The organism is Mesorhizobium sp. M4B.F.Ca.ET.143.01.1.1, assembly GCF_004792275.1.
GTDB classification, from domain to species: Bacteria; Pseudomonadota; Alphaproteobacteria; order Rhizobiales; family Rhizobiaceae; genus Mesorhizobium; species Mesorhizobium abyssinicae.
In genome coordinates this window covers 1-21,207 of record NZ_SRSR01000010.1, presented here as the reverse complement: position 1 = coordinate 21,207, position 21,207 = coordinate 1, and the positions used below count along the sequence as shown (strand labels likewise).

Genomic DNA, 21,207 nt, shown 5'->3' with positions numbered 1-21,207 from the left:
TCCGCCAGTCATTTTTCATCATCCAATCTGCGCCAGCTCAAATCGCAGGCCGCGCGGCAGCTTACAAGCATCAACGACGGTCGATGCCGTGATGAACTTCAAGAAAGGACTTCCAAATGAAACTGCCTCTGATTGCCGCAGCGATCGCCCTGCTGTCTGTCGTTGCCCCGGTCAATGCCGCGGAACACGTCGTACAGATGCTGAACAAAGGAGAGAAAGGCTCCATGGTCTTCCAGCCTGCCTTTGTCCGCGCGGCGCCCGGCGACACGGTCAAGTTCGTGCCGACCGACAAATCCCACAACGCCGAGAGCATCAAGGACATGATCCCGGACGGCGCCGAGCCTTTCAAGAGCAAGCCAAGCGAAGAAGTAACCGTGACGCTTACCAAGGAGGGCGTCTATGGCGTCAAGTGTGCCCCGCACTTCGGCATGGGCATGGTTGCACTGATCGTCGTCGGCAAGCCGGTCAACCTCGATGCGGCGCAAGCCGTCAAGCAGGTTGGCAAGGCAAAGCCCGTCTTTGCCGAACTCTTCGCCGAAGCGACCAAGGCTGCTTCGAACTGATTTGACATCTCTTGGACTGCCTCCGGCAATGGCGGGCTGGAGGCACTGGCCGGGCAGACCAGGGAGGGGTCTGTCCGGCCATTTCCGTCACATCCGTGATTTTCCTGGGAGCGCGTGATCTCGCTCTGTTTCCAAGAGCAACCCGGCTTCTCTTTTGAGATTTGCGTAAACGCAAAGACGCGGCCTGCAAATCAATTATCCTCACGGCATTCAACCGTTGCAATCGAAGGAGATGACGATGCTTACGAGACGTGAAGCTCTATTGGGTTCTGTTCTCACCGCAGCCGCCGTTGCCGCCGTTGGCGCAACGCCGGCCATGGCAGCCGCCAAGCCGAAGGATGTAGCCGGGTTGCCGCGCGAGAAAGTGATCCTCGTCGCGCCGCCCTTCGTGCATGCTCACGACCAGGTGGCCAAGGGGGGCCCCAAGGTCGTCGAATTCACCATGAATGTCGAAGAGAAGCCGATGGTCATCGATGCCGATGGCACGCAGCTCAACGCCATGACCTACAATGGTTCCATCCCTGGCCCGCTCATGGTCGTGCATGAGGGTGACTATCTCGAGCTCACACTGATCAACCCGGACACCAACAGTCTCGCCCACAACATCGACTTCCATGCGGCGACCGGCGCGCTAGGCGGCGGTGCGCTGACGCTGATCAACCCCGGCGAGCAGGTCACGCTGCGCTTCAAGGCAACGCGAACGGGAACCTTCGTCTATCACTGCGCGCCGGGCGGCGCGATGATCCCGTGGCATGTCGTGTCGGGGATGAGCGGAGCCGTGATGGTGCTGCCGCGTGACGGCCTGAAGGACGACAAGGGCAAGACCGTCCGCTATGACCGCATCTACTATATCGGCGAGAACGACTTCTACATCCCCCGCGACGAGCAGGGAAAATTCAAGAAGTACGAGTCGGCCGGCGACAACTATGACGACACCGTGAAGGTGATGCGCGGGTTGATCCCGACCCATGTCGTGTTCAACGGCAAGGCAGGATCGCTGACCGGCGACAACGCCATGAAGGCCAAAGTCGGCGAGACTGTCCTGATCGTGCACTCGCAGGCCAATCGCGACACCCGCCCGCACCTTATCGGCGGCCATGGCGACTTCGTCTGGGAAGGGGGCAAGTTTGCAAACCCGCCGGCCAAGGACATGGAAACCTGGTTCATCCGTGGCGGGTCCGCTGGGGCGGCGCTCTACACGTTCCTGCAGCCGGGCGTCTATGCCTATGTGAACCACAATCTCATTGAGGCGGTGGAGCTTGGCGCGACCGCGCACTTCACGGTCGACGGCAGCTGGGACGACGATCTGATGATGCAGATCGAGGCGCCTAGGGTCATCGCTTCGTAGTCGGGAGATCGGAACCTCGGTGCAATCCCACGGCGGAGCCAAGGGGTTGCACCCACAGCCGGACTTGATGCGATGTCCCTCGACCCAGTCTTTGCCTTCGGAACGATTGCAGCTGCTGCCTTGATCGGCGTGGGCATAACCCATACGCTCGACACCAGATCTATGGAGTTCCCTCAACCGGCAACCGTCAGCGAAATGGTGATTCTCAGACCAGGCGTGTTCGATCACGCTGAGCCGGGGGAATTCCTCAAGGAGAACCACCCCGTCGCGGCGCCCATCGTGCAAGTATGGATCGACGCGCCACTGGAGATCATGAAATATCAGGTAAGCGTCGTCGAATATGCACGCTGCGTAGCGGACGGCGCCTGCAAGCCAGCCGACCCGCGCAAGATTGGCAACGTTGCAGTCACCGGTGTAAGCCATATTGATGCGGAAGCCTATGCGAACTGGATTTCAAACCGCACTGGAGATGCATGGCGGCTGCCGACGGATGCCGAGTGGGCCTATGCCGCCGGTGAACGATTCCGGAGCGATATCGAGAGTAAAGAAAACGACCCCAATAACCCGGCCCGTCGCTGGCTTGCCCAATACCGCACCGAGAGTTCGCTTGGACGGAAGCCCTACCCTGAACCAAGGGTACAGGGAGCTTTCGGCACCAACTCAAAGGGATTGGCGGACGTTGCTGGCAATATCTGGGAATGGACCTCGACGTGCTACGTCCACGCAACTATCGCCAGCGACGGCTTAGGGATTGCGAGCTCGATCGACAATTGCGGAGTGCACGTTGTCGAGGGATTCCATCGCACTTACATGTCGAACTTCATCCGCGATGGCAAAAGTGGCGGTTGCGCGGTCGGCACGCCGCCTGACAATCTGGGTTTCCGGCTTGTCCGCGACCGGTCCGGTGCCGTGCAGGCCGCCCTTCGGCACCTAGAATTGTCCTGACAGCACCGTAAACGAAAGTGCATGATGACAGTGAAACCAGTATTGACTGACAGGGTGCGCCCCGTCGCAGAACAACCTTTGGACCACGCCGGCATCGATCGGGCGTCAATAGGAAGACTTGTACGCCAATTCTATGCCAAGGTCAGGAGCGACGAGCGGCTCGGGCCGATCTTCGCGCGCGAGATCACCGGCGCTTGGGATCCGCACCTGGAGAAGATGACCGCCTTCTGGTGTTCGGTCATCCTCAAGAGCGGTGACTATCACGGCCGCCCGGCGCCGGCGCACCTCAAACTCCAGGACGTCACCGAAGCCGATTTCGGTATCTGGCAGGATTTGTTCGGCGAGACGGCCGCTGAACTCTTCGCACCTGAAACGGCGGCGGTGTTTGTCGACCGAGCGGAACGGATAGCGACAAGTCTGAAGCTTGCGATGTTCTTTCGCCTTGCTCCAGCGGCGGCCGGTGGTAGCGAATAGGTCGGCTTGGCAAGCGCCGGGCGCTGTGATTCTGCCAGACCGGTGCGGGGCTTGATTTTGCGCAAGGACTCCAAGCGATCGGGGCCAGTAGGTTCCTCGCATGATCCTTAATCTTTGCGTCGGCACGATCGTCATAAGCCTGACGGTCCTGATCCACACTTTCGGTCTTATCGCGATCACTCACGTGATGACACATCTTGTGGCGCTCTTCCGCATGCACGGCCGCCGCAGCCGGATCGTCGCCATGATCAGCGTGGTGATGGGGCTTTTTGTCGTCATGACGGCAGAAGTCTGGTTATGGGCTGGTATCTACCGGCTGCTCGGAATCTTGAGCGACTTCGAGACGGCTTTTATTTTTCGACCATCACTTTTTCGACCGTCGGCTATGGGGACGTGGTGCCCGCCCATGGCTGGCGAATCCTGGCGGCGCTGGAAGGCGTCAACGGGTTTCTGCTGATCGGCTGGTCGACTGCTTATCTGATTGCCGCCGGCACGCGCGTCGGTCCATTCAGGATTGGCGAGCACTTTTGACTTGTGGCTTGGAGCGGTCGGTTCACACCGCCGCCGAATGCCGGCCGATTCCATTCTTCAGGTATTTGTCAAATTTCGCCGCCACGGTCCGGACAAGCGGACGGCTTTCCTCCGGTACGACGAAATTCTCGCCTTCGAGCCGGAGAACCTGTCCTGCGCTGGCAATGGCCAGTCGACTCGCTTCACAAAGTAGCCGTTGGCCGACGTTTCCAAAACGTTCGACAAGGTCTGTCGCCGAGAAAGCGAATTGGCACATCAGGCGTTCGATGACCCAGCCTCTCGCCTGATCATCGACACTGAATTCAATCCCTCGCGCTGTCGCCACCTGTCCGGAATTGACGGCCTTTTCGTACTCGCCGGTCGCAACGATGTTCTGGGCGTAGCCTTGCCGGTATCGGCTGATCGAGGAGGGGCCAAGACCGATAAGCGTTTCGCATTGGTCTTCGGTATAGCCCTGAAAATTGCGACGGATCTTGCCGGCGCGGGCGGCGATGGCCAGCGTGTCCTCCGGTTTTGCGAAATGATCCAATCCCAAGGCCTCGTATCCGGCCTCGACAATCAGTCGTGCAGTAAGCTGCGACTGCGCCAGACGTGCGGCGGAATCGGGCAGCCAGGCTTCATCGATCATCGTCTGGTGCTTCTTGAACCATGGCACATGCGCGTAGCCGAATAGAGCCAGCCTGTCTGGCGCCAGCGTCAGCGCCTGGGCGACGGTCGTTGCAACACTCTCGCAAGTCTGATGCGGCAGCCCATAGAGCAGGTCCAGATTGACGGATGCAACGCCCCGCGCGCGGACCGCATCGACAATGCTTCTCGTGAGGGCAAAACTCTGCTCGCGATTGATAGCCCTCTGCACTTTGGGATCGAAGTCCTGGACGCCAAGGCTCGCTCTCGTCATGCCGATCGCAGCGAAGGCATCCAGCCGCCCTTCGTCCATATCGTTTGGGTCGATCTCGACGCTAAGACTGGCATCATCGAGAAAGTCGAACCGGTCCCGCAACGCTCTACCGAGCGCCAGGATGTCGTCGGGCTTCAGCATCGTCGGGGAGCCGCCCCCGAAATGGACGGCGCGGACCTTGCCCCGACCGCTCACAAACCTGCCGACAGTTTCGATCTCCCTATGTAGGGAGTGCAGAAAAGTGGCCACAGGAGCATAGTGACGTGTCTGCTTGGTATGGCAGGCGCAGAACCAGCAAAGCCGGTCGCAATACGGAATATGCAGATATAATGATATCTCGTCATCGCCTTCGAGCGCGTCCATCCATCCACGAACCACTACCGCGTCAACGCCCGGATAAAAGTGCGGCGCCGTTGGGTAACTCGTGTAACGAGGCACGTTCTCTGCCGGATTGGTCGTCAAAACGGGGCGTGCGTCTTTGATTGCTTTCGCTGGCATGGGGCCAAGGTAGCCCGCGCAAGTGTGGCGAGCCTTGATTTCAATCAAGGCATTTGGCGCCACGGACAAACTGACGCAACAGCAACGAGATGCGGTATGGTATTCTATTTCTCTCTCTGGGCTCGAGCGATGCAATGACGATCAGACAGGATGTCCACAGTGCCGGCATCCCCGTTCTTTGCCGATCCTGCGAAGCGCGCCACCGGGGGGTGTGCGGCGCGCTCGAGCCCGATCAATTGATCAAGTTGGCCAAGACCTCGTCGAGGCGTGCCGTTCCCCCGGGCGGTGAGTTGGTTGGCGATGCCGAAGCTGTTGAACGCTATTCAAACGTGCTTTCCGGGGTGGTTAAGTTGACAAAAAGCCTTCCGGACGGAAGGCAGCAAATTGTCGGACTCCAGTTCGCGCCGGATTTCTTGGGGCGTCCGTTCAAGGCGGAAAGTGCTATCAATGCCGAAGCTGCGACAGAGGTGTCGCTGTGCTCATTTCCAAAGACCGTCATCGAGCGGATGATGAAAGACTCGCAGGAGCTGGAGCATCGCCTGCTTGAGCAGAAGCTGAACGAGCTTGACGATGCGCGCAGCTGGATGGTGGCGCTGGGGCGCAAGACAGCCTCGGAGAAGGTCGCGAGCTTTCTTCTGATGATCACCAGGAATATCGATCCGGCCGTTGATGTCGCGGCTGGGCCGACAAGTTACGATCTGCCCCTATCACGCTCCGATATTGCTGACTTCCTTGGGCTGACGATCGAGACGGTAAGTCGCCAGTTGACCAGGCTGCGAGCCGATGGGGTAATCCGCATCGAGAACCATCGACACATAATCGTAGACAGCCTGAGCCGGCTGGAACAACGCTGCGGCGGCTGATGATTGGCGACAGAGCCCATACTGTTCTTCTTTGCAGCGCTGGTGCCACCGGCCTAGGAACAAGCACCGACAAAGCCTTGATCTCGATCAAGGCGGTGCAGGCCACAGTCGGAGCAAATAGGCGTCCTATTGATCATAGGCGTCACAATGGCCATCAAACAGGGTGCTCAACAAGCTGACATTCCCACGATCTGTGAGTCCTGCGAAGCGCGACAAGGTGGATTATGCGGCGCACTTGAGACTGGGCAACTAGTCAACCTGGCCAAGGCTTCATCAAGGCATGAAATCCCGGGGGGGACAGAATTGGCCGACGACGGAGCCTACTCGAATGTACTGTCCGGCGTAATCAAACTTACGAGAAACCTCTCGGATGGACGTCAGCAGATTGTCGGCTTCCATTTCGCGCCCGATTTTCTGGGCAGGCCTTTCAAGGCACAATGGCCCATCACGGCGCGAGCCCTCACGAAGGTGACGCTATGCTCGTTTTCAAAGACGATCATCGAGCGCATGATGGAGGAAACGCCAGCGCTTAGGCGTGTGCTGCTAAAGCACGCGCTGAAGCAGCTTGACGAAGCACGCTATTGGATGGCGGCGTTGGGGCGCAAGACTGCTTCGGAAAAGGTCGCAAGCTTCCTTCTGAGGAACATAGGTCCTGGCAACCACTCGGCGAACTCGATGAGCTTCGACTTGCCAGTCAAACGCGCGGATATAGCTGACTTTCTTGGACTGACGATCGGGACTGCCAGTCGCGAATTGTCCAAGCTGCGAACAGATGGTGTGATTAGGATTGCAAATAGGCGGCATATCAGCCTGGAAAGCGTTGCTCGGCTTGAGGAACGCTGCGGCGATTGAACTGCCAATCGTCCCTTCTCCGGGAAAGTAATAATATCCGCTTCGGCCGCCCTATCTGAATCCAACAGTTCGCCTGCAGGCTGCCCCATTGCGTCGTTCTGCAGAACTGTCGCTCCCCAAACAAAAAAGAAGCCGCCCTTTGACCTGGATCAAGGCCAGAAAAGGGAAAATCCCGAATTCGTGCCGATGGCGGTCACGATCCGCCGGAAATTCGAGATCGGGGACTTCGCGATGAGATTTGGCACGGAGATCGTCCTTCTAAGCCTGTTTGCCTTTGCGGCCCTCGTCGCGGCAGGCTTCGGCGCGGATGAGCCTTTCCGCCAGCACATGTGGGTGTTGTTCTTCGCCGTGGCCGGCTTCACTGCGATCCTGTTGCGCAAGACGGAGTTCAAGCCGGCGGCCCCGATTGACCCAGAGGCTTACATGGATGGCCCGGTCCGCTACGGCGCCATCGCCACCATGTTCTGGGGTGTTGTCGGCATGCTGGTCGGCGTGGTCATTGCGCTGCAGCTTGCCTATCCGGATCTCAATATCCAGCCCTGGTTCAATTTCGGCCGTCTGCGGCCGCTGCACACATCCGGCGTTGTCTTTGCTTTCGGCGGTAACGCGCTGCTTTGCACGTCCTTGTATGTCGTGCAGCGTACGTGCCGCGCACGGCTCTTCGGCGGCGATCTCGCCTGGTTCGTGTTCTGGGGCTATCAGCTTTTCATTGTCATGGCCGCCACCGGCTACCTCCTCGGCATCACCGAAAGCCGCGAATACGCTGAGCCCGAATGGTACGTGGACATCTGGCTGACCATCGTCTGGGTCGCCTATCTCCTCCTGTTCCTCGGCACGATCATGAAGCGCAAGGAACCGCATATTTACGTCGCCAACTGGTTCTACCTATCCTTCATCGTGACCATCGCAATGCTGCACGTGGTCAACAACCTGTCGATGCCGGCCTCCTTCCTGGGTTCGAAGAGTTACTCGGCCTTCTCGGGCGTGCAGGATGCCTTGACGCAGTGGTGGTACGGCCACAACGCCGTCGGTTTCTTCCTGACCGCCGGCTTCCTTGGCATGATGTACTATTTCGTGCCCAAGCAGGCCAACCGGCCGGTCTATTCCTACCGGCTCTCGATCATCCACTTCTGGGCGATCATCTTCCTCTACATCTGGGCCGGGCCGCATCATCTGCACTACACCGCCCTCCCCGACTGGGCACAGACGCTCGGCATGGTGTTTTCGATCATGCTCTGGATGCCTTCATGGGGCGGCATGATCAACGGCCTGATGACGCTCTCCGGTGCCTGGGACAAGATCCGTACAGACCCGATCATCCGCATGATGGTGATGGCTATCGCCTTCTACGGCATGTCGACCTTCGAGGGTCCGATGATGTCGATCAAGACCGTCAACTCGCTGTCGCACTATACGGACTGGACCATCGGGCACGTCCATTCGGGTGCGCTCGGCTGGGTGGGCATGATCTCGTTCGGCGCGATCTATTACATGGTGCCGAAGCTATGGAACCGGCAACGGCTCTATTCGCTGCGGCTGGTCACCTGGCACTTCTGGCTGGCGACCCTCGGGATCGTCGTCTACGCCGCGGTCATGTGGGTCTCCGGCATCATGCAAGGCCTGATGTGGCGTGAGTACGACGAGCAGGGCTTCCTGGTCTACTCCTTCGCCGAAACCGTCGCCGCCATGCATCCATACTATGTGATGCGCGCGGCGGGCGGCGCGCTGTATCTCTCCGGCGCGCTGCTCATGGCCTGGAATATCACCATGACCATCCTCGGCTATCAGCGCGAGGAGCAACCATTGCCGGGTTCCGAACCCGCCCTCCAGCTTGCCGAATAAGGAGCCAGACAATGGGCTTGATGGACAAACACGCGATCATCGAGAAGAACGCCACGCTTCTTCTCGTCGGCTCGCTGCTTGTGGTGACTGTCGGCGGCATCGTCGAGATCGCGCCGCTCTTCTATCTCGACAACACGATCGAGAAAGTCGAAGGCATGCGGCCCTATTCGCCACTCGAACTTGCAGGCCGCAACATCTATGTGCGCGAGGGCTGCTATCTCTGCCACAGCCAGATGATCAGGCCGTTCCGCGACGAGGTCGAGCGTTACGGCCACTACAGCCTGGCCGCCGAGTCGATGTACGATCATCCGTTTCAGTGGGGCTCGAAACGTACTGGCCCTGACCTTGCCCGGGTCGGCGACCGATACTCGAACGATTGGAACGTCCAGCACCTTATGGACCCACGTTCGGTGGTGCCGGAATCAATCATGCCGAGCTATGCCTTCCTGAAGGACGCGCCGATCGAAATAAAGGACTTCTCGACGCATCTGATCGCGAACAGGCGTGTGGGAGTCCCCTATTCCGATGACATGATCGCCAACGCCAACGCCGATCTGATCGCGCAGGCAGACCCGAACGCCGATACGTCTGGCCTCGAGAAACGCTATCCGAAGGCCAAGATCGGCGACTTTGATGGCAATCCGCAGCAGGTCACCGAAATGGATGCCCTGGTCGCTTACCTCCAGATGCTCGGCACCCTGGTCGATTTCAAAAACTATGACGAAGCCGCCGGTTACCGCTGAGGAGAGCGAACATGGATTACACTCTGATGCGGGAATTCGCAGACAGCTGGGGCCTGCTCGCCATGGCGGTCTTCTTTGTCGGATGCATTGCTTTCGCACTCCGGCCGGGTGGCCGCGCCCAGGCCGATGAAGCCGCCCGTATTCCCCTCAAGGACGATTGATCATGAGCTCAGAGCATATCGACGACGTCTCGGGTATTTCGACGACCGGCCATGAGTGGGATGGCATCAAGGAACTCAACAATCCTCTTCCCCGCTGGTGGGTGATAACTTTCTACGTCACCATCATCTGGGCAGTGGGTTACACCATCGCCTATCCGGCATGGCCGATGCTATCTTCAGCGACGAAGGGCGTGCTCGGCTATTCCAGCCGCAACGATGTCAGGAACGAGCTGGCGGCCGCAGAAGCCGCCAAAGGCAAATATGTCGCTGCCATCCAGGAAAAGACCGTCTCCCAGATTGCTGCTGACGACGCGCTGCGTGAATTCGCGGTCGCGGCCGGCGGAGCCACGTTCAAGGTCAATTGCGTCCAGTGCCATGGCTCGGGTGCGCAAGGATCCAAAGGCTTTCCCAACCTCAATGACGACGACTGGCTATGGGGCGGCATGGCCACCCAGGTTGAGCAGACGATCATGCACGGCATCCGCTTCGCCTCGGATCCGGATACGCGGCAATCGGAAATGCCTGCGTTTGGTGCCATCATCACGGGCGACCAGATCAAGCAGGTCAGCGCCTATGTCGCCGGCCTTTCCGGTCCGGTCCAGAACAAAGGCCTGATCGAGCCCGGCGCCAAGGTGTTCGCGGAAAATTGCGTCGCCTGCCATGGCGCTAATGCGAAGGGCAACAGGGAGTTCGGGGCACCTGACCTGACCGATGCGATCTGGCTCTACGGATCGGGCGAGACGGCCATCGCGGCCCAGGTCCGCGAGCCGAAACATGGCGTCATGCCAGCCTGGATCGGACGTCTCGGCGAGACCAAGGTCAAGGAACTTGCGGTCTACGTCCATTCGCTTGGCGGCGGAAAATAGGAAGGCGGGGGCCTGTTCTCTTCCCTCAGCCGCCAAAGCGACGAGGCCCGGCCGCGCCGGGCCTCGGTTCATTTCCGACATTCCAAGATTGACCTGCATCAACGCGGCTCGGCCGGCCGAGCGGCATTGTTTGGCTCAGCGCGGGCACGACAATCGCCAGCGCGCGAGTGGAGACAACCGTGCTGGATCAGATACAGGTAGAACGACTGGAAGCCCAGGCGGTCAATTCCGCCAAGACCCGGCAGCCGCTCTATGCTGCCCGGAAGAAGATTTTCCCGAAACGGGCCTCGGGCAGTTTTCGCCGCTTCAAATGGCTGGTGATGGCGATTACGCTGGGCATCTACTATCTGACGCCATGGCTGAGATGGGATCGCGGGCCGTTCGCCCCAGACCAGGCCGTGCTCCTCGATCTCGCCAACCGCCGCTTCTATTTCTTCTTCATCGAGATATGGCCCCAGGAATTCTACTATGTCGCCGGCCTTCTGATGATGGCCGGCATCGGCCTTTTCCTGATCACATCCACGGTCGGCCGGGCCTGGTGCGGCTACACTTGTCCGCAGACTGTCTGGGTCGACCTGTTTCTCGTCGTCGAGCGTGCGGTCGAGGGCGATCGAAACGCACGCATGAAACTCGATGCCGGCCCATGGACCGCGCGCAAACTTGTGTTGCGTGCGTCGAAACACGCGATCTGGCTAGTCATAGCGGCAGCCACGGGGGGCGCCTGGATCTTCTACTTTGCTGATGCGCCGACGCTGATTGGCGAAGTCTTCACTGGCGCTGCCGCACCGGTTGCTTACGCAACCATCGCTGTGCTGACGGCGACCACCTACACGTTCGGCGGACTGATGCGTGAGCAGGTCTGCACCTATATGTGCCCGTGGCCGCGTATTCAGGCCGCCATGCTGGACGAGAATTCGCTCACCGTCACCTACAATGACTGGCGCGGCGAGCCCCGCTCGCGCCATGCCAAGAAGGCCATAGCCGCTGGACAGCCAATCGGCGATTGCGTCGACTGCAACGCCTGTGTCGCAGTCTGCCCGATGGGGATCGACATTCGCGACGGCCAGCAGCTTGAATGCATCACCTGCGCGCTTTGCATCGATGCCTGCGACAGCATTATGGACAAGCTCGGCAGGGAGCGCGGATTGATCTCCTATGCGACATTGTCCGATTACAACGCCAACATGGCTGTGGCCACTGGGGGCGGTGAACGCCCGGTGGACCCTTCGCTGGTGCGAACCGCCGGCGGCACATTCTCCGAGAAGTTGGCGCATTTCCACATACGCAAGATCTTCCGTCCGCGCACCTTTATCTATCTTGGCGCCTGGTCGGCAGTCGGAGCCGCACTGGTTTACTCGCTGCTGACCCGCGAGCGGCTGGAGATCAATGTCCTGCACGACCGCAACCCTCAATTCGTCACTCTTTCCGACGGCTCGATCCGCAACGGCTACACCGTCAAGCTGCTCAACATGATCCCTGAGCCAAGGACCATCGTCCTCACCTTGCAAGGTCTGCCGGGCGCCGAGATGAGCACGGTCGGCGTCGATCTTACTCCGGCTCGCTCTTTCGCCACCCTGGTCGAGCCTGACCGGTTGAAGACGCTGAAGGTTTTCGTGCGCCAGCCCCCGGGACAGATTCTTGGGATCACGCAAAGCTTCAAGTTCCGGATCGACGACAGGGCCGGCCACGAGTCCGCAGAATACACAGCCACGTTCAATGCACCGGAGAACGCCAGATGAGTGCCCATTCGCAGAGATCCCGCGAATTCACCGGCCGGCACATGCTTTTCACCATTCTCGGCTTCTTTGGCGTGGTCATTGGGGTCAACGTGACCATGGCGACCCTCGCCAGCAAGAGCTGGACTGGCCTTGTCGTCGAAAACACCTATGTGGCGAGCCAGCAGTTCAACCGAAAGGCGGAGGAAGGTCGCGCGCAGGCGGCGCTCGGCTGGACTGGCGAACTGACGATCGTGTCGGGCAACGTGCGCTACAGCTTGAGCGACGCCGCCGGCAAGCCTGTTCCACTGCATGGCGTGAAAGTCCGGTTCCGTCATCCTGCCTATGAAGCAGAGGACAAGACTGTCGTTCTGGCTTCTGGCTCGGGCCAGGAATTCGGCGTCCGTCATACACCGAAGGACGGCGTCTGGATCGTCGAAATCGATGCCGACGCCGGTCTGGCGGAGCCCTATCGCGACGTGCGCAGAATCATGATTTCCCATGGAGCGCTGCAATGAGCTGTTGTGCACCAGGCGCCGAAATGGCGCTGGATCTCGACGGGGCCACATCCGCCCTGCCGTCGAGCCAGGAAATCAGGCTAGCCAGCCGCTCGCTTGGCGATGACCTGCACCAGACCGACCTCTCGGTGCCAACGGTTCATTGCGCTGCCTGCATCCAGACGATCGAGACGGCAATCGGCAAGCTGGGCCATGTCGAAGGCGCTCGCGTCAACTTGTCGACAAAACGTGTTTCGGTCCGCTGGCGTGGCGATGAGGTTCCAGCATTCGTCGCTACGCTTGGACGACTGGGCTATGAAGCGCACCTGTTCGATCCGGAGCCTGACGGGAAGGACAAGACGCTGTCGGAACTGATCCGCGCCGTCGCGGTCGCTGGCTTTGCGGCGGGCAACATCATGCTGCTTTCGGTCTCGGTCTGGTCCGGCGCAGAAGGCGCGACCCGCGACCTATTCCACTGGGTTTCGGCGCTGATCGCCATCCCCGCGCTCGCCTTCGCCGGCGGCATCTATTTCCGCTCGGCCTCGAATGCGCTGCGCCACGGTCGCATGAACATGGATGTCCCGATAGCGGTCGGTGTCTCGCTCGCCTATGCCATGAGCCTCTACGAGACGATCACGCACGGCGAGCACGCCTATTTCGATGCGTCGGTGTCCTTGCTGTTCTTCCTTCTGATCGGCCGTACGCTGGATCACGTGATGCGGGAGCGCGCACGGACCGCAGTGAACGGCCTGGCGCAACTGGCGGCGCGCGGCGCCATGGTGCTGCGGGGTGACGATACACGCGACTACCTGCCCGTCGGCGAGATCGAACCGGGCATGCAACTGCTCATCGCGGCCGGCGAGCGGATTCCGGTCGATGGCAATATCCTCAGCGGAATCTCTGATCTCGACTGCTCGCTGGTATCCGGGGAAAGCGCGCCCCGGACCGTGGGCTCGGGAGCGCAGGTGCAGGCCGGCACGCTCAATCTCACTGGTTCGCTGACCATGCAGGCCACGGCCGCGGCGAAGGATTCCTTCCTGGCCGAAATGGTCCGACTCATGGATGCCGCAGAGGGTGGCCGCTCGCAGTATCGCAGGATCGCCGACCGGGTCTCTGCCCTCTATGCACCTGTGGTTCATCTCGCGGCCTTGCTGACATTCCTGAGCTGGATGGTCGCGTCCGGCGACTGGCACTTGGCAATGACGATCGCGATCGCCGTTCTCATCATCACTTGCCCTTGCGCGCTCGGCCTCGCCGTACCGATCGTGCAGGTGGTCGCGGCGCGGCGCCTGTTCGAGGCCGGCGTCATGGTCAAGGACGGTTCGGCCATGGAACGGCTGGCCGCGATCGACACGGCGGTGTTCGACAAGACCGGGACGCTCACACTCGGACAGCCGAGGCTGGTCAACGCGTCGTCCATCGACCCGACCATGCTGGCGATCGCAGCCGACATGGCCGCGCATTCGCGCCATCCGTTCTCGAAGGCCATAGCCGTTTTCGCGGGTTTTTCCGGTCAACCCAGGCTCGAGTCTGTCAGCGAACACCCAGGCTACGGCATCGAGGCCGTCACCGAGGGGAATACCTGGCGCCTCGGCCGGCGCGGATGGGCTGGATGGAAGGCTCGAACCGGCGGCGAAGGCAAATCTGGCGGCTTTGGCGGAACGGTGCTCTCGAAGAACGGGGCGATCGTCGCCGCCTTCGCGTTCGAGGATGCTGCGCGCGCCGATGCCAAGGCCGCGCTCGGAGCGTTGCAGAATGGCGGCGTGGCCGTCGAGATGCTGTCCGGCGATACCGCCAATGCCTGCGGCCAAGTCGCCAAGGCGCTGGGTATCGACAGCTTCGTTCCGGCGCTGCTTCCGTCCGGCAAGGTCGAGCGGATCGAGGCGCTGTCGAGGCAGGGCCACAAGGTTCTGATGGTGGGCGATGGGCTCAACGATACCCCGGCGCTTGGTGCGGCACATGTCTCGATGGCCCCCGCGACCGCGGCAGACGTCGGTCGCAATGCCGCCGACTTCGTCTTCCTGCGCGAAAGCCTTTTGGCAGTGCCTCTCGCCCTGGATGTCTCGAGGAAGGCAGGTCGGCTCATTCGCCAGAACATCGCCATCGCGATCGTCTACAACGCGTTTGCGGTGCCGATCGCCATATCGGGGCATGTGACGCCGCTGCTTGCGGCGGTCGCGATGTCCGCCTCGTCGCTGATCGTGATCGGAAACGCCCTGCGGCTGCAAGGTTCCGCGAGAAGTTCATCGGCTGAATTCGCTTGGCAAGATCGGCGCGCGCGCCCCGGCATGCTGGTTCAACTCTCATGACGACGCTCATCTACCTCATCCCGGTAGCGCTGTTCCTCGGTGCGCTTGGACTGACTGGCTTCCTGTGGGCCTTGAGAAGCGGTCAGTACGAGGATCTTGATGGAGCCGCGGCGCGGATACTCATCGACCGCGACGACAAGCAAAATGACATCCGTCGAAGCCGGAAATGATTGAGATCAAGGCATCTGCCGCGCAAGATCTCGACAATGACCGATCGATATCACGGGAGGCAGACATGCAGGCCGACGCCATTATGACCGCACCGGTCATCGGGATAGGACCTACGGCGTCGATCTCCGATGCGGTAGGGTTGATGCTCTCCAGGAAGATCAGCGGCCTTCCGGTCATTGGCAGCGACGGCGCGCTGGTGGGCATTGTCAGCGAAGGAGACTTCCTGCGCCGCGGAGAGCTCGGCACGCAACGCAGGCGCTCGCGTTGGCTGGAGTTTCTCGTGAGCCCCGGAAGAGCCGCCGACGAATATGTTCAAGCCAACGGACGGCGTATCGAGGAGGTAATGACGACGGATGTCGTTACGGTATCCCCCAGCGTATCGCTGCCCGAGATCGTCGAACTCATGATGCGCCATCACGTCAAACGTATTCCCGTCGTCGACGATGGCAACGTTGTCGGCATTGTCACCCGCTCCGATCTTCTGCGGGCATTGCTGAATGCCTTGCCCGGATCGGCCCCTACAGCCACGGACGACGATCAGATCCGTCAGAAGATTATTGCCGAGCTTGCGAAGCAGAAATTGGCCGGCAAGGACATGATCGACGTGACGGTGGACAAAGGGGTAGTGATACTGAGCGGTGCCATCTTCGACGAACGCGAACGGCAGGCAGCCATTGTCGCCGCTGAAAATGTCGGCGGCGTAAGTGCGGTGACGGATAACCTTTTCTGCGCGGGGCCGCTGTCGGTGGTGCTTGTCTCTTAGTTCAGCACGGCAGAAATTCTGCATGACCCAAAATTCGAATTAATATCCGCGTTGAACCTAGGTCGCGGCTATTGCCAACAGAGGCCGCAGCAGCGTCAAGGCAAATACAACAAGCGCCGCACCCGCGATCCTGTCTGCCATTTCTTCGCCTCCGCTGAGCCGCCTACCGAGCAAGAGCCACATCGAGCCGGAGGCGGCTGTGGTCACCAAGAGCACAATCCAGAACAAGCCCAAGTCATATGGCCTCGCGTCTACCGGCACGGTTGCCAGACAATATATGAAGGCTTTCGGGTTGAGGGCAGTCGTTACCAGAACAGAAAGGCCATCCCCGTCTTCGGATGCGTCGATCCGGTCGATGCCTATCAGACGCACGCCAAGTATTGCGAGCCATACGGCTGCACCCAGCTTGAGTACCTGAACGCGTCGGACGGCAGGCGCAGCGCAAACCAGCAGGCTGCTGCGATCCCCTATCCGCAGGCCTGTGCGACCAAGAGTGCAATCGCCTTCTGCCGCTTGGCCGCGCCGGCCATCAGAAGAGCATTGGTTGGCCCGGGCGCGACGAAGAGCAGAAATGCTTCCAGGAAAAACAGCCTGCTCAAAACTGCCTGTCCCGTGGAGGCAAATCCATCACCTGCAAACTCGGTTTGACACGGTGGCACTTGTCAAACCCCGGAAGTCCAACGGCATTCGCAGACCTCTCCGCTACGCGCAAGCGATGGGACGCTACATGCGGTCGGCCGCTGCTGAAAGCAACTATCGCTGGCCGGCCGCATGCTGCAGCCGTGCAATGAGGTCGCGGTTGCGGCAGTAATCTGGTGGGTCGTCGGCTTGCAGGTGTTGGTCAAGCCAGGTCGAACATTCATCCTGGTGACCGCAGGAGCGGCAGCGGTCTACCGCCCGGTTGGTAACGGCGGCATGGTCCGCGATGACCTTCAACTGTCTGTCGACGCCGAGCTTCTGCATCATGCGTCCCATCAAGGCGGTCCTGGCGTCTACTGAAATCAGGTAGTCGAGAAAAGTCATTGGGATCACTCCTGTTCTCAGCCATGATCGTCAATGCTGGGGGCCGCCGCCTTGATCTTGGTCAACAGGCAACTCCGGCTCGGATGATTCCGGCCGGCGGTCAATACGACATGAAGCGATGGATGCCGTTGCTCTCGATCAGCGAGCGAGTGACGCCGCCGAAGGCCCATTCCCGCAGGCGGCTGTGGCCGTAGGCGCCGGAGACGATCAGGTCGGCCTGGATCGAGTGCGCGAATGCAAGCAACCGGTGACCGTCAGCCTCATCGGGTATCAGTTCAGTCCGTGCCATGATGCCGTGATGTTCGAGATAGGCGGCGATATCGGCGAGACTGTCGCGGATGCTTTCATGACGGTCGGTATCCATAGTGACGATAACCACTCTGTTGGCGCCGGCGAGGAACGGCAACGCATCGGCAATCGCCCGTCGCGCCTCCCTGGTGTCCTTCCAGGCGACCAACACGGTCTTTGCCATGACATGTTCGGCATTGCTCGCGGCAATGAGGATGGGCCGGCCTGCGCCGAGCGCCAGGCTCCCGATATCGACGGCGCGATAGACATTTTCGCCACCTCCGCCGGTGACTATAAGGTCGGCCGCGCGGGAGGACTCGCTGAGGAACCGTGTGGGACTGCACACCGCCTGCCCCCATTCACTGCTCACCGATGCCGGTACCAACCTCTCGAACTCGGCCCTAAGCTCGGCAAGCCGTTTTTCGATCTCGGTTCGCTGGATCTGCATGACCTCGCCCTCGTAGACCAGACCGTTACCGGTGGCGACGAGGGGCGGAACATCGGCGGCCGCTAGGCCAACAAGGTGCGCTCCGAAGCGCTCGGCCAGTTCGACCCCCAGTTTCACCAAGGGCGCGGGCGGTGCATCTATCGCAAGATTTGCAATGATTGACTTATAGGCCATGCAAGGCACCTTTTTCAGAAGTCGTCGGGTGCCTGAACGATTGCATTCGCCGGCGCCCGATGCCTTGATGCGAGTCAAAAGCGCCGCCGTTTTCGTTCTGAGACGTTTGCCTCGATAGGTTTGGCGCAAGCGGCCAGGAGTGATAATTAGCCCTTCTTGCAAGAGTGGCCGAATCCAAGGACTTCAGGTGAGCCAAGACGAAGCGCCTATTTTGCCGGTCGGCGGGACGAAGCTGAAATCCGTTCTGTCACAGATGTTCGAGCAGGCTCCCGGCTTCATGGCCCTCGTGCGTGAGCCGGATCATGTCTTCGAACTGACCAACGCCGCCTACCAACGTCTGATCGACAACAGGCAGGTGATTGGCAAGCCGGTGCGCGAGGCGCTTCCCGAGCTCGAAGGTCAAGCGTTTTTCGAACGGCTTGACGAGGTGTACAAGACCGGCGAGCCACATAGAGGCCAGGGGGAAAAGGTCGTCCTTCGCAACAGGCCCGATGAGCCCGCAGAAGAGCGCATCCTCGATTTCGTCTACCAGCCGATCAAGGATGACAATGGCCGCGTCACTGCGATCTTCGTCGAAGGCACGGATGTTAGCGAGCTGTCCTTTGCGAATGCCGCACTTCGGCTGCGTGAGGACCATCTGCGTTCGATCTTGGCAACGGTGCCGGATGCAATGGTCGTCATCGATGAGCAAGGCCGCATCCAATCCTTCAGCACAGCCGCAGAGACGTTGTTCGGCTATGCATCGAGCGAAGTCATAGGCCAGAATGTCAGCCTGCTGATGCCGGCACCCTATCGCGACGAGCATGACGCCTATCTGCACCGCTATCTGACAACCGGAGAGCGCCGGATCATCGGGCTTGGTCGCACGGTCACCGGAATGCGCAAGGATGGTTCGACCTTTCCCATGGAACTTTCCGTCGGCGAGATGCATCCGGGAACCGGACGCTTCTTCACCGGCTTCTGCCGCGACCTGACCGAACGCCATCGGGCAGAAGCCAGAATACAGGAGCAGCAACAGGAGCTGCTTCACATGGCGCGGTTTACCGCGCTTGGCGAAATGGCCTCCACGCTTGCGCATGAGATCAACCAGCCGTTGACGGCCATTACCAACTATCTGAAGGGCAGTCGCAGGCTGCTTGAGAAAAGCACGGAAGAGAACGCGCCAATGTTGAGGGACGCCGTCGAGAAGGCGGCGGAACAGGCCTTGCGGGCGGGAGATGTCATCCGGCACCTTCGCGATTTCGTTTCAAGAGGTGAAAGCGAACGACAGGTCGAACGGCTGCCGAAGCTGATCGAAGAGGCCGCGTCGCTAGCCCTGGTCGGCGCCAGGGAGGCCGATGTCCGCGTCAGCTATCATCTTGACCCGGCAGCCGAGCTCGTGCTCACCGATCGCATCCAGATCCAGCAGGTTCTGCTCAACCTCATGCGCAATGCCGTCGAGGCCATGCAGGGGGCACCGCGCCGTGAGTTGCGGGTGGCTACGACCGCACGTAGCGACGGAATGGCGGAAGTGAGCGTGGTAGACACCGGCCCGGGCTTGGCGCCCGAGGTTTCGACCCAGCTCTTCCAGCCCTTTGTCACCACCAAGAAACAGGGCATGGGTGTCGGCCTGTCGATTTGTCGCACTATTGTTGAATCGCATGGCGGTCATATCTGGGCCGAGCCAATGCCAGGCGGAGGAACCGCTTTCCGGTTCACCTTGCGCGTCGTGGAGAAGGAAGAGGTCGCCAATGGCCGGTAGTGATGTCGTGCATGTGGTTGACGATGATGTCGATGTTCGCAAGTCGCTTGGCTTCCTGCTCGCGACAGCTGATTTTGCCGTGCGCCTGCATGAGTCCGCGACCGCCTTTCTCGCGACTGCGCCGAAGACTATCGATGGCTGCATCGTCACCGACGTGCGTATGCCCGGCATCGACGGGATAGAGTTCCTGCGGCAGCTGCGGACACGCGGACATACCGTCCCGGTAATCGTGATGACGGGTCATGCGGATGTTGCGCTCGCCGTTCAGGCGATGAAGGAGGGAGCCGCCGACTTCATCGAGAAGCCGTTCGACGATCAGGTGCTCATCGATGCGATTCGATCAGCGCTGGACAACCGCAATCTGGCGGTCGCAACGCACCCGCAAGCCGCCGAGATCCGAAATTGCCTATCGACCCTGTCGGAGCGTGAGCGACAGGTGCTCGACGGACTGGTGTCGGGACTGCCTAATAAGTCGATAGCTTACGACCTCGGCATCAGTCCGCGCACCGTCGAGATCCATCGCGCAAACGTCATGAGCAAAATGGGCGCCGGCAGCCTGTCGCATCTGGTACGCATGGCGTTGATCGCCGATTCCAAGCACTAGGCCGGGGCGGGAAGCGAACCCGCCTGCCTATTTTCTGCTTCCCAGTCACGCCAGTGTGTTGGGCGGATGTCGACGCGCACGCCGGTGACGGCATCCCGCCAGCCTTCCTGCACCTTCCTGCAGGGGAATACGAGCGCGTGCAGGCCGTCCTCGTCGATAACGGCCAGTTCGAGATTTCGACCAAACGGAGCGCTTGCGATCGGATTCCACATCCCGCCACCATTGAGGGAAATGTCGGCCCGCGCTTTGACTTGAATCATTTTTTTCAAAGCATTCGAAGGTCTGCCCCCGACGCCCGGCAGGCCGGGCCGCCGATTTGACACGCCTCCTGTCCCGACTAGATCACCATGCTAACCGCGGAGAGAGTGCGCCGGTCGACATAGGCTTGGGCCAGGGCCGCCAGACGGAATCACACAAATGCGGTGTTTTCGGCCCGCATTTGTAGTACTTTCTGCCCTCGCTAAATCTGGCTTCTCGCCGACAGCGGTTCGAGGTTGAGGGCGATGCTTAGAGTCGTAGACAATCCCTTGACCGTTCTGTCGAACCGGGAGCGGATGATAGCGACAAAGTTCGCTGAGGGGATGACATATCGTGAAATCGGCGAGATGTTCTTCATAGCGCCGGCCACGGTTCGGACCCATCTGTCGGCGATCTATCGGAAACTCGACGTTCGCAGCAAAGTGCGCTCGCTGCATTGCTTGCGGATCGCCGCCTCCAAGAACTCGACCAGTTACCATTCGAACGCCGTTCGACAGACCTGTGTGGGCCGCCTGTCGTCGCAGTTCTCCCGTTTGACAACCTCGGTGGAGAAGAACGCTGGACGCGTATCGCGGAAGGGTTGTCGGCGGACATCATCGTTGATCTCGCCCGTTACCCCGACTTGGGCGTGA

General features: G+C 60.3%; 23 protein-coding genes. 19 read left to right on the top strand and 4 right to left on the bottom strand.

Going from position 1 to position 21,207, the window contains the following annotated elements; all coding sequences use genetic code 11:
- Positions 1-116 precede the first annotated feature (116 nt).
- From EN786_RS23140 to EN786_RS38705, 6 genes are all read left to right on the top strand, one after another.
- Positions 117-563 (top strand): pseudoazurin, encoded by a 447-nt coding sequence (locus EN786_RS23140; protein WP_127308710.1) that lies wholly within the window; start codon positions 117-119, stop codon positions 561-563.
- A 238-nt stretch (positions 564-801) separates the two neighbouring features.
- A complete protein-coding gene (gene nirK, locus EN786_RS23135; RefSeq protein ID WP_127308709.1) occupies positions 802-1,911 on the top strand; it encodes a copper-containing nitrite reductase in 1,110 nt (369 codons plus the stop codon).
- A 72-nt stretch (positions 1,912-1,983) separates the two neighbouring features.
- Positions 1,984-2,856: an SUMF1/EgtB/PvdO family nonheme iron enzyme gene (locus EN786_RS23130; RefSeq protein ID WP_127308708.1), complete on the top strand. Its 873-nt coding sequence runs from the start codon at positions 1,984-1,986 to the stop codon at positions 2,854-2,856.
- Between the two features lie 24 nt (positions 2,857-2,880).
- Complete coding sequence (locus EN786_RS23125) at positions 2,881-3,330, top strand: group III truncated hemoglobin (RefSeq protein ID WP_127308743.1); 450 nt, start codon at positions 2,881-2,883, stop codon at positions 3,328-3,330.
- 100 nt (positions 3,331-3,430) lie between these two features.
- Entirely contained in the window at positions 3,431-3,787 is a 357-nt protein-coding gene (locus EN786_RS23120; protein ID WP_246688752.1) for a two pore domain potassium channel family protein, read from the top strand.
- Positions 3,724-3,861 (top strand): hypothetical protein, encoded by a 138-nt coding sequence (locus tag EN786_RS38705; RefSeq protein ID WP_246688751.1) that lies wholly within the window; start codon positions 3,724-3,726, stop codon positions 3,859-3,861. The genes EN786_RS23120 and EN786_RS38705 overlap by 64 nt, the downstream gene beginning before the upstream one ends.
- A 22-nt stretch (positions 3,862-3,883) precedes the next feature.
- Here EN786_RS38705 and hemN read toward each other — a convergent pair whose 3' ends face one another.
- The gene (gene hemN / locus EN786_RS23115) at positions 3,884-5,257 is read right to left on the bottom strand and encodes an oxygen-independent coproporphyrinogen III oxidase (protein ID WP_127308742.1); all 1,374 of its coding nucleotides are present in this window, start codon (positions 5,255-5,257) and stop codon (positions 3,884-3,886) included.
- Positions 5,258-5,391: 134 nt separating this feature from the next.
- Here hemN and EN786_RS23110 point away from each other — a divergent pair, with 134 nt between their 5' ends.
- The 11 genes from EN786_RS23110 to EN786_RS23060 all read left to right on the top strand — a co-directional run bounded on the left by EN786_RS23110 (position 5,392) and on the right by EN786_RS23060 (position 16,039).
- Positions 5,392-6,120: a Crp/Fnr family transcriptional regulator gene (locus EN786_RS23110; protein WP_127308707.1), complete on the top strand. Its 729-nt coding sequence runs from the start codon at positions 5,392-5,394 to the stop codon at positions 6,118-6,120.
- Between the two features lie 147 nt (positions 6,121-6,267).
- Entirely contained in the window at positions 6,268-6,972 is a 705-nt protein-coding gene (locus EN786_RS23105; protein WP_127308706.1) for a Crp/Fnr family transcriptional regulator, read from the top strand.
- A 231-nt stretch (positions 6,973-7,203) separates the two neighbouring features.
- A complete protein-coding gene (gene ccoN / locus EN786_RS23100; RefSeq protein WP_127284831.1) occupies positions 7,204-8,814 on the top strand; it encodes a cytochrome-c oxidase, cbb3-type subunit I in 1,611 nt (536 codons plus the stop codon).
- Between the two features lie 11 nt (positions 8,815-8,825).
- The gene (gene ccoO, locus EN786_RS23095; protein WP_127284832.1) at positions 8,826-9,557 is read left to right on the top strand and encodes a cytochrome-c oxidase, cbb3-type subunit II; all 732 of its coding nucleotides are present in this window, start codon (positions 8,826-8,828) and stop codon (positions 9,555-9,557) included.
- 11 nt (positions 9,558-9,568) lie between these two features.
- A complete protein-coding gene (locus EN786_RS23090) occupies positions 9,569-9,718 on the top strand; it encodes a cbb3-type cytochrome c oxidase subunit 3 (RefSeq protein ID WP_127284833.1) in 150 nt (49 codons plus the stop codon).
- Positions 9,719-9,720: 2 nt separating this feature from the next.
- Entirely contained in the window at positions 9,721-10,584 is an 864-nt protein-coding gene (gene ccoP / locus EN786_RS23085; RefSeq protein ID WP_127308705.1) for a cytochrome-c oxidase, cbb3-type subunit III, read from the top strand.
- A 179-nt stretch (positions 10,585-10,763) separates the two neighbouring features.
- On the top strand, positions 10,764-12,323 hold the full coding sequence (ccoG, locus tag EN786_RS23080) for a cytochrome c oxidase accessory protein CcoG (RefSeq protein ID WP_127308704.1): 1,560 nt from the start codon (positions 10,764-10,766) through the stop codon (positions 12,321-12,323).
- Positions 12,320-12,817, top strand: coding sequence for a FixH family protein (locus tag EN786_RS23075; protein ID WP_127308703.1), 498 nt, complete (start codon positions 12,320-12,322; stop codon positions 12,815-12,817). Before ccoG ends, EN786_RS23075 begins: the two co-directional genes overlap by 4 nt.
- Entirely contained in the window at positions 12,814-15,105 is a 2,292-nt protein-coding gene (locus tag EN786_RS23070) for a cation-translocating P-type ATPase (protein ID WP_127308702.1), read from the top strand. Before EN786_RS23075 ends, EN786_RS23070 begins: the two co-directional genes overlap by 4 nt.
- Complete coding sequence (gene ccoS, locus EN786_RS23065) at positions 15,102-15,275, top strand: cbb3-type cytochrome oxidase assembly protein CcoS (RefSeq protein WP_127284837.1); 174 nt, start codon at positions 15,102-15,104, stop codon at positions 15,273-15,275. Before EN786_RS23070 ends, ccoS begins: the two co-directional genes overlap by 4 nt.
- Positions 15,272-16,039 carry a CBS domain-containing protein gene (locus tag EN786_RS23060; protein ID WP_320254843.1) on the top strand — a complete coding sequence of 256 codons (768 nt, stop codon included), beginning with the start codon at positions 15,272-15,274 and terminating at the stop codon, positions 16,037-16,039. Before ccoS ends, EN786_RS23060 begins: the two co-directional genes overlap by 4 nt.
- A 753-nt stretch (positions 16,040-16,792) precedes the next feature.
- Here EN786_RS23060 and EN786_RS23050 read toward each other — a convergent pair.
- Both EN786_RS23050 and EN786_RS23045 read right to left on the bottom strand, forming a co-directional pair.
- Positions 16,793-17,062 carry a DUF6455 family protein gene (locus EN786_RS23050; protein WP_127284839.1) on the bottom strand — a complete coding sequence of 90 codons (270 nt, stop codon included), beginning with the start codon at positions 17,060-17,062 and terminating at the stop codon, positions 16,793-16,795.
- A gap of 100 nt (positions 17,063-17,162) precedes the next feature.
- Positions 17,163-17,972 (bottom strand): universal stress protein, encoded by an 810-nt coding sequence (locus tag EN786_RS23045; protein ID WP_127308701.1) that lies wholly within the window; start codon positions 17,970-17,972, stop codon positions 17,163-17,165.
- Between the two features lie 187 nt (positions 17,973-18,159).
- Here EN786_RS23045 and EN786_RS23040 point away from each other — a divergent pair, with 187 nt between their 5' ends.
- Together EN786_RS23040 and fixJ are read left to right on the top strand one after the other, a co-directional pair.
- Positions 18,160-19,713, top strand: a complete 1,554-nt coding sequence (locus tag EN786_RS23040) for a PAS domain S-box protein (protein ID WP_127284841.1) — start codon at positions 18,160-18,162, stop codon at positions 19,711-19,713.
- The gene (gene fixJ, locus EN786_RS23035; protein ID WP_127284842.1) at positions 19,703-20,317 is read left to right on the top strand and encodes a response regulator FixJ; all 615 of its coding nucleotides are present in this window, start codon (positions 19,703-19,705) and stop codon (positions 20,315-20,317) included. Before EN786_RS23040 ends, fixJ begins: the two co-directional genes overlap by 11 nt.
- Here the strand turns inward: fixJ and EN786_RS23030 are convergent.
- Positions 20,314-20,577: a hypothetical protein gene (locus EN786_RS23030; protein WP_245478071.1), complete on the bottom strand. Its 264-nt coding sequence runs from the start codon at positions 20,575-20,577 to the stop codon at positions 20,314-20,316. The two genes, fixJ and EN786_RS23030, sit on opposite strands and share 4 nt — an antisense overlap.
- Between the last annotated feature and the right edge of the window lie 630 nt (positions 20,578-21,207).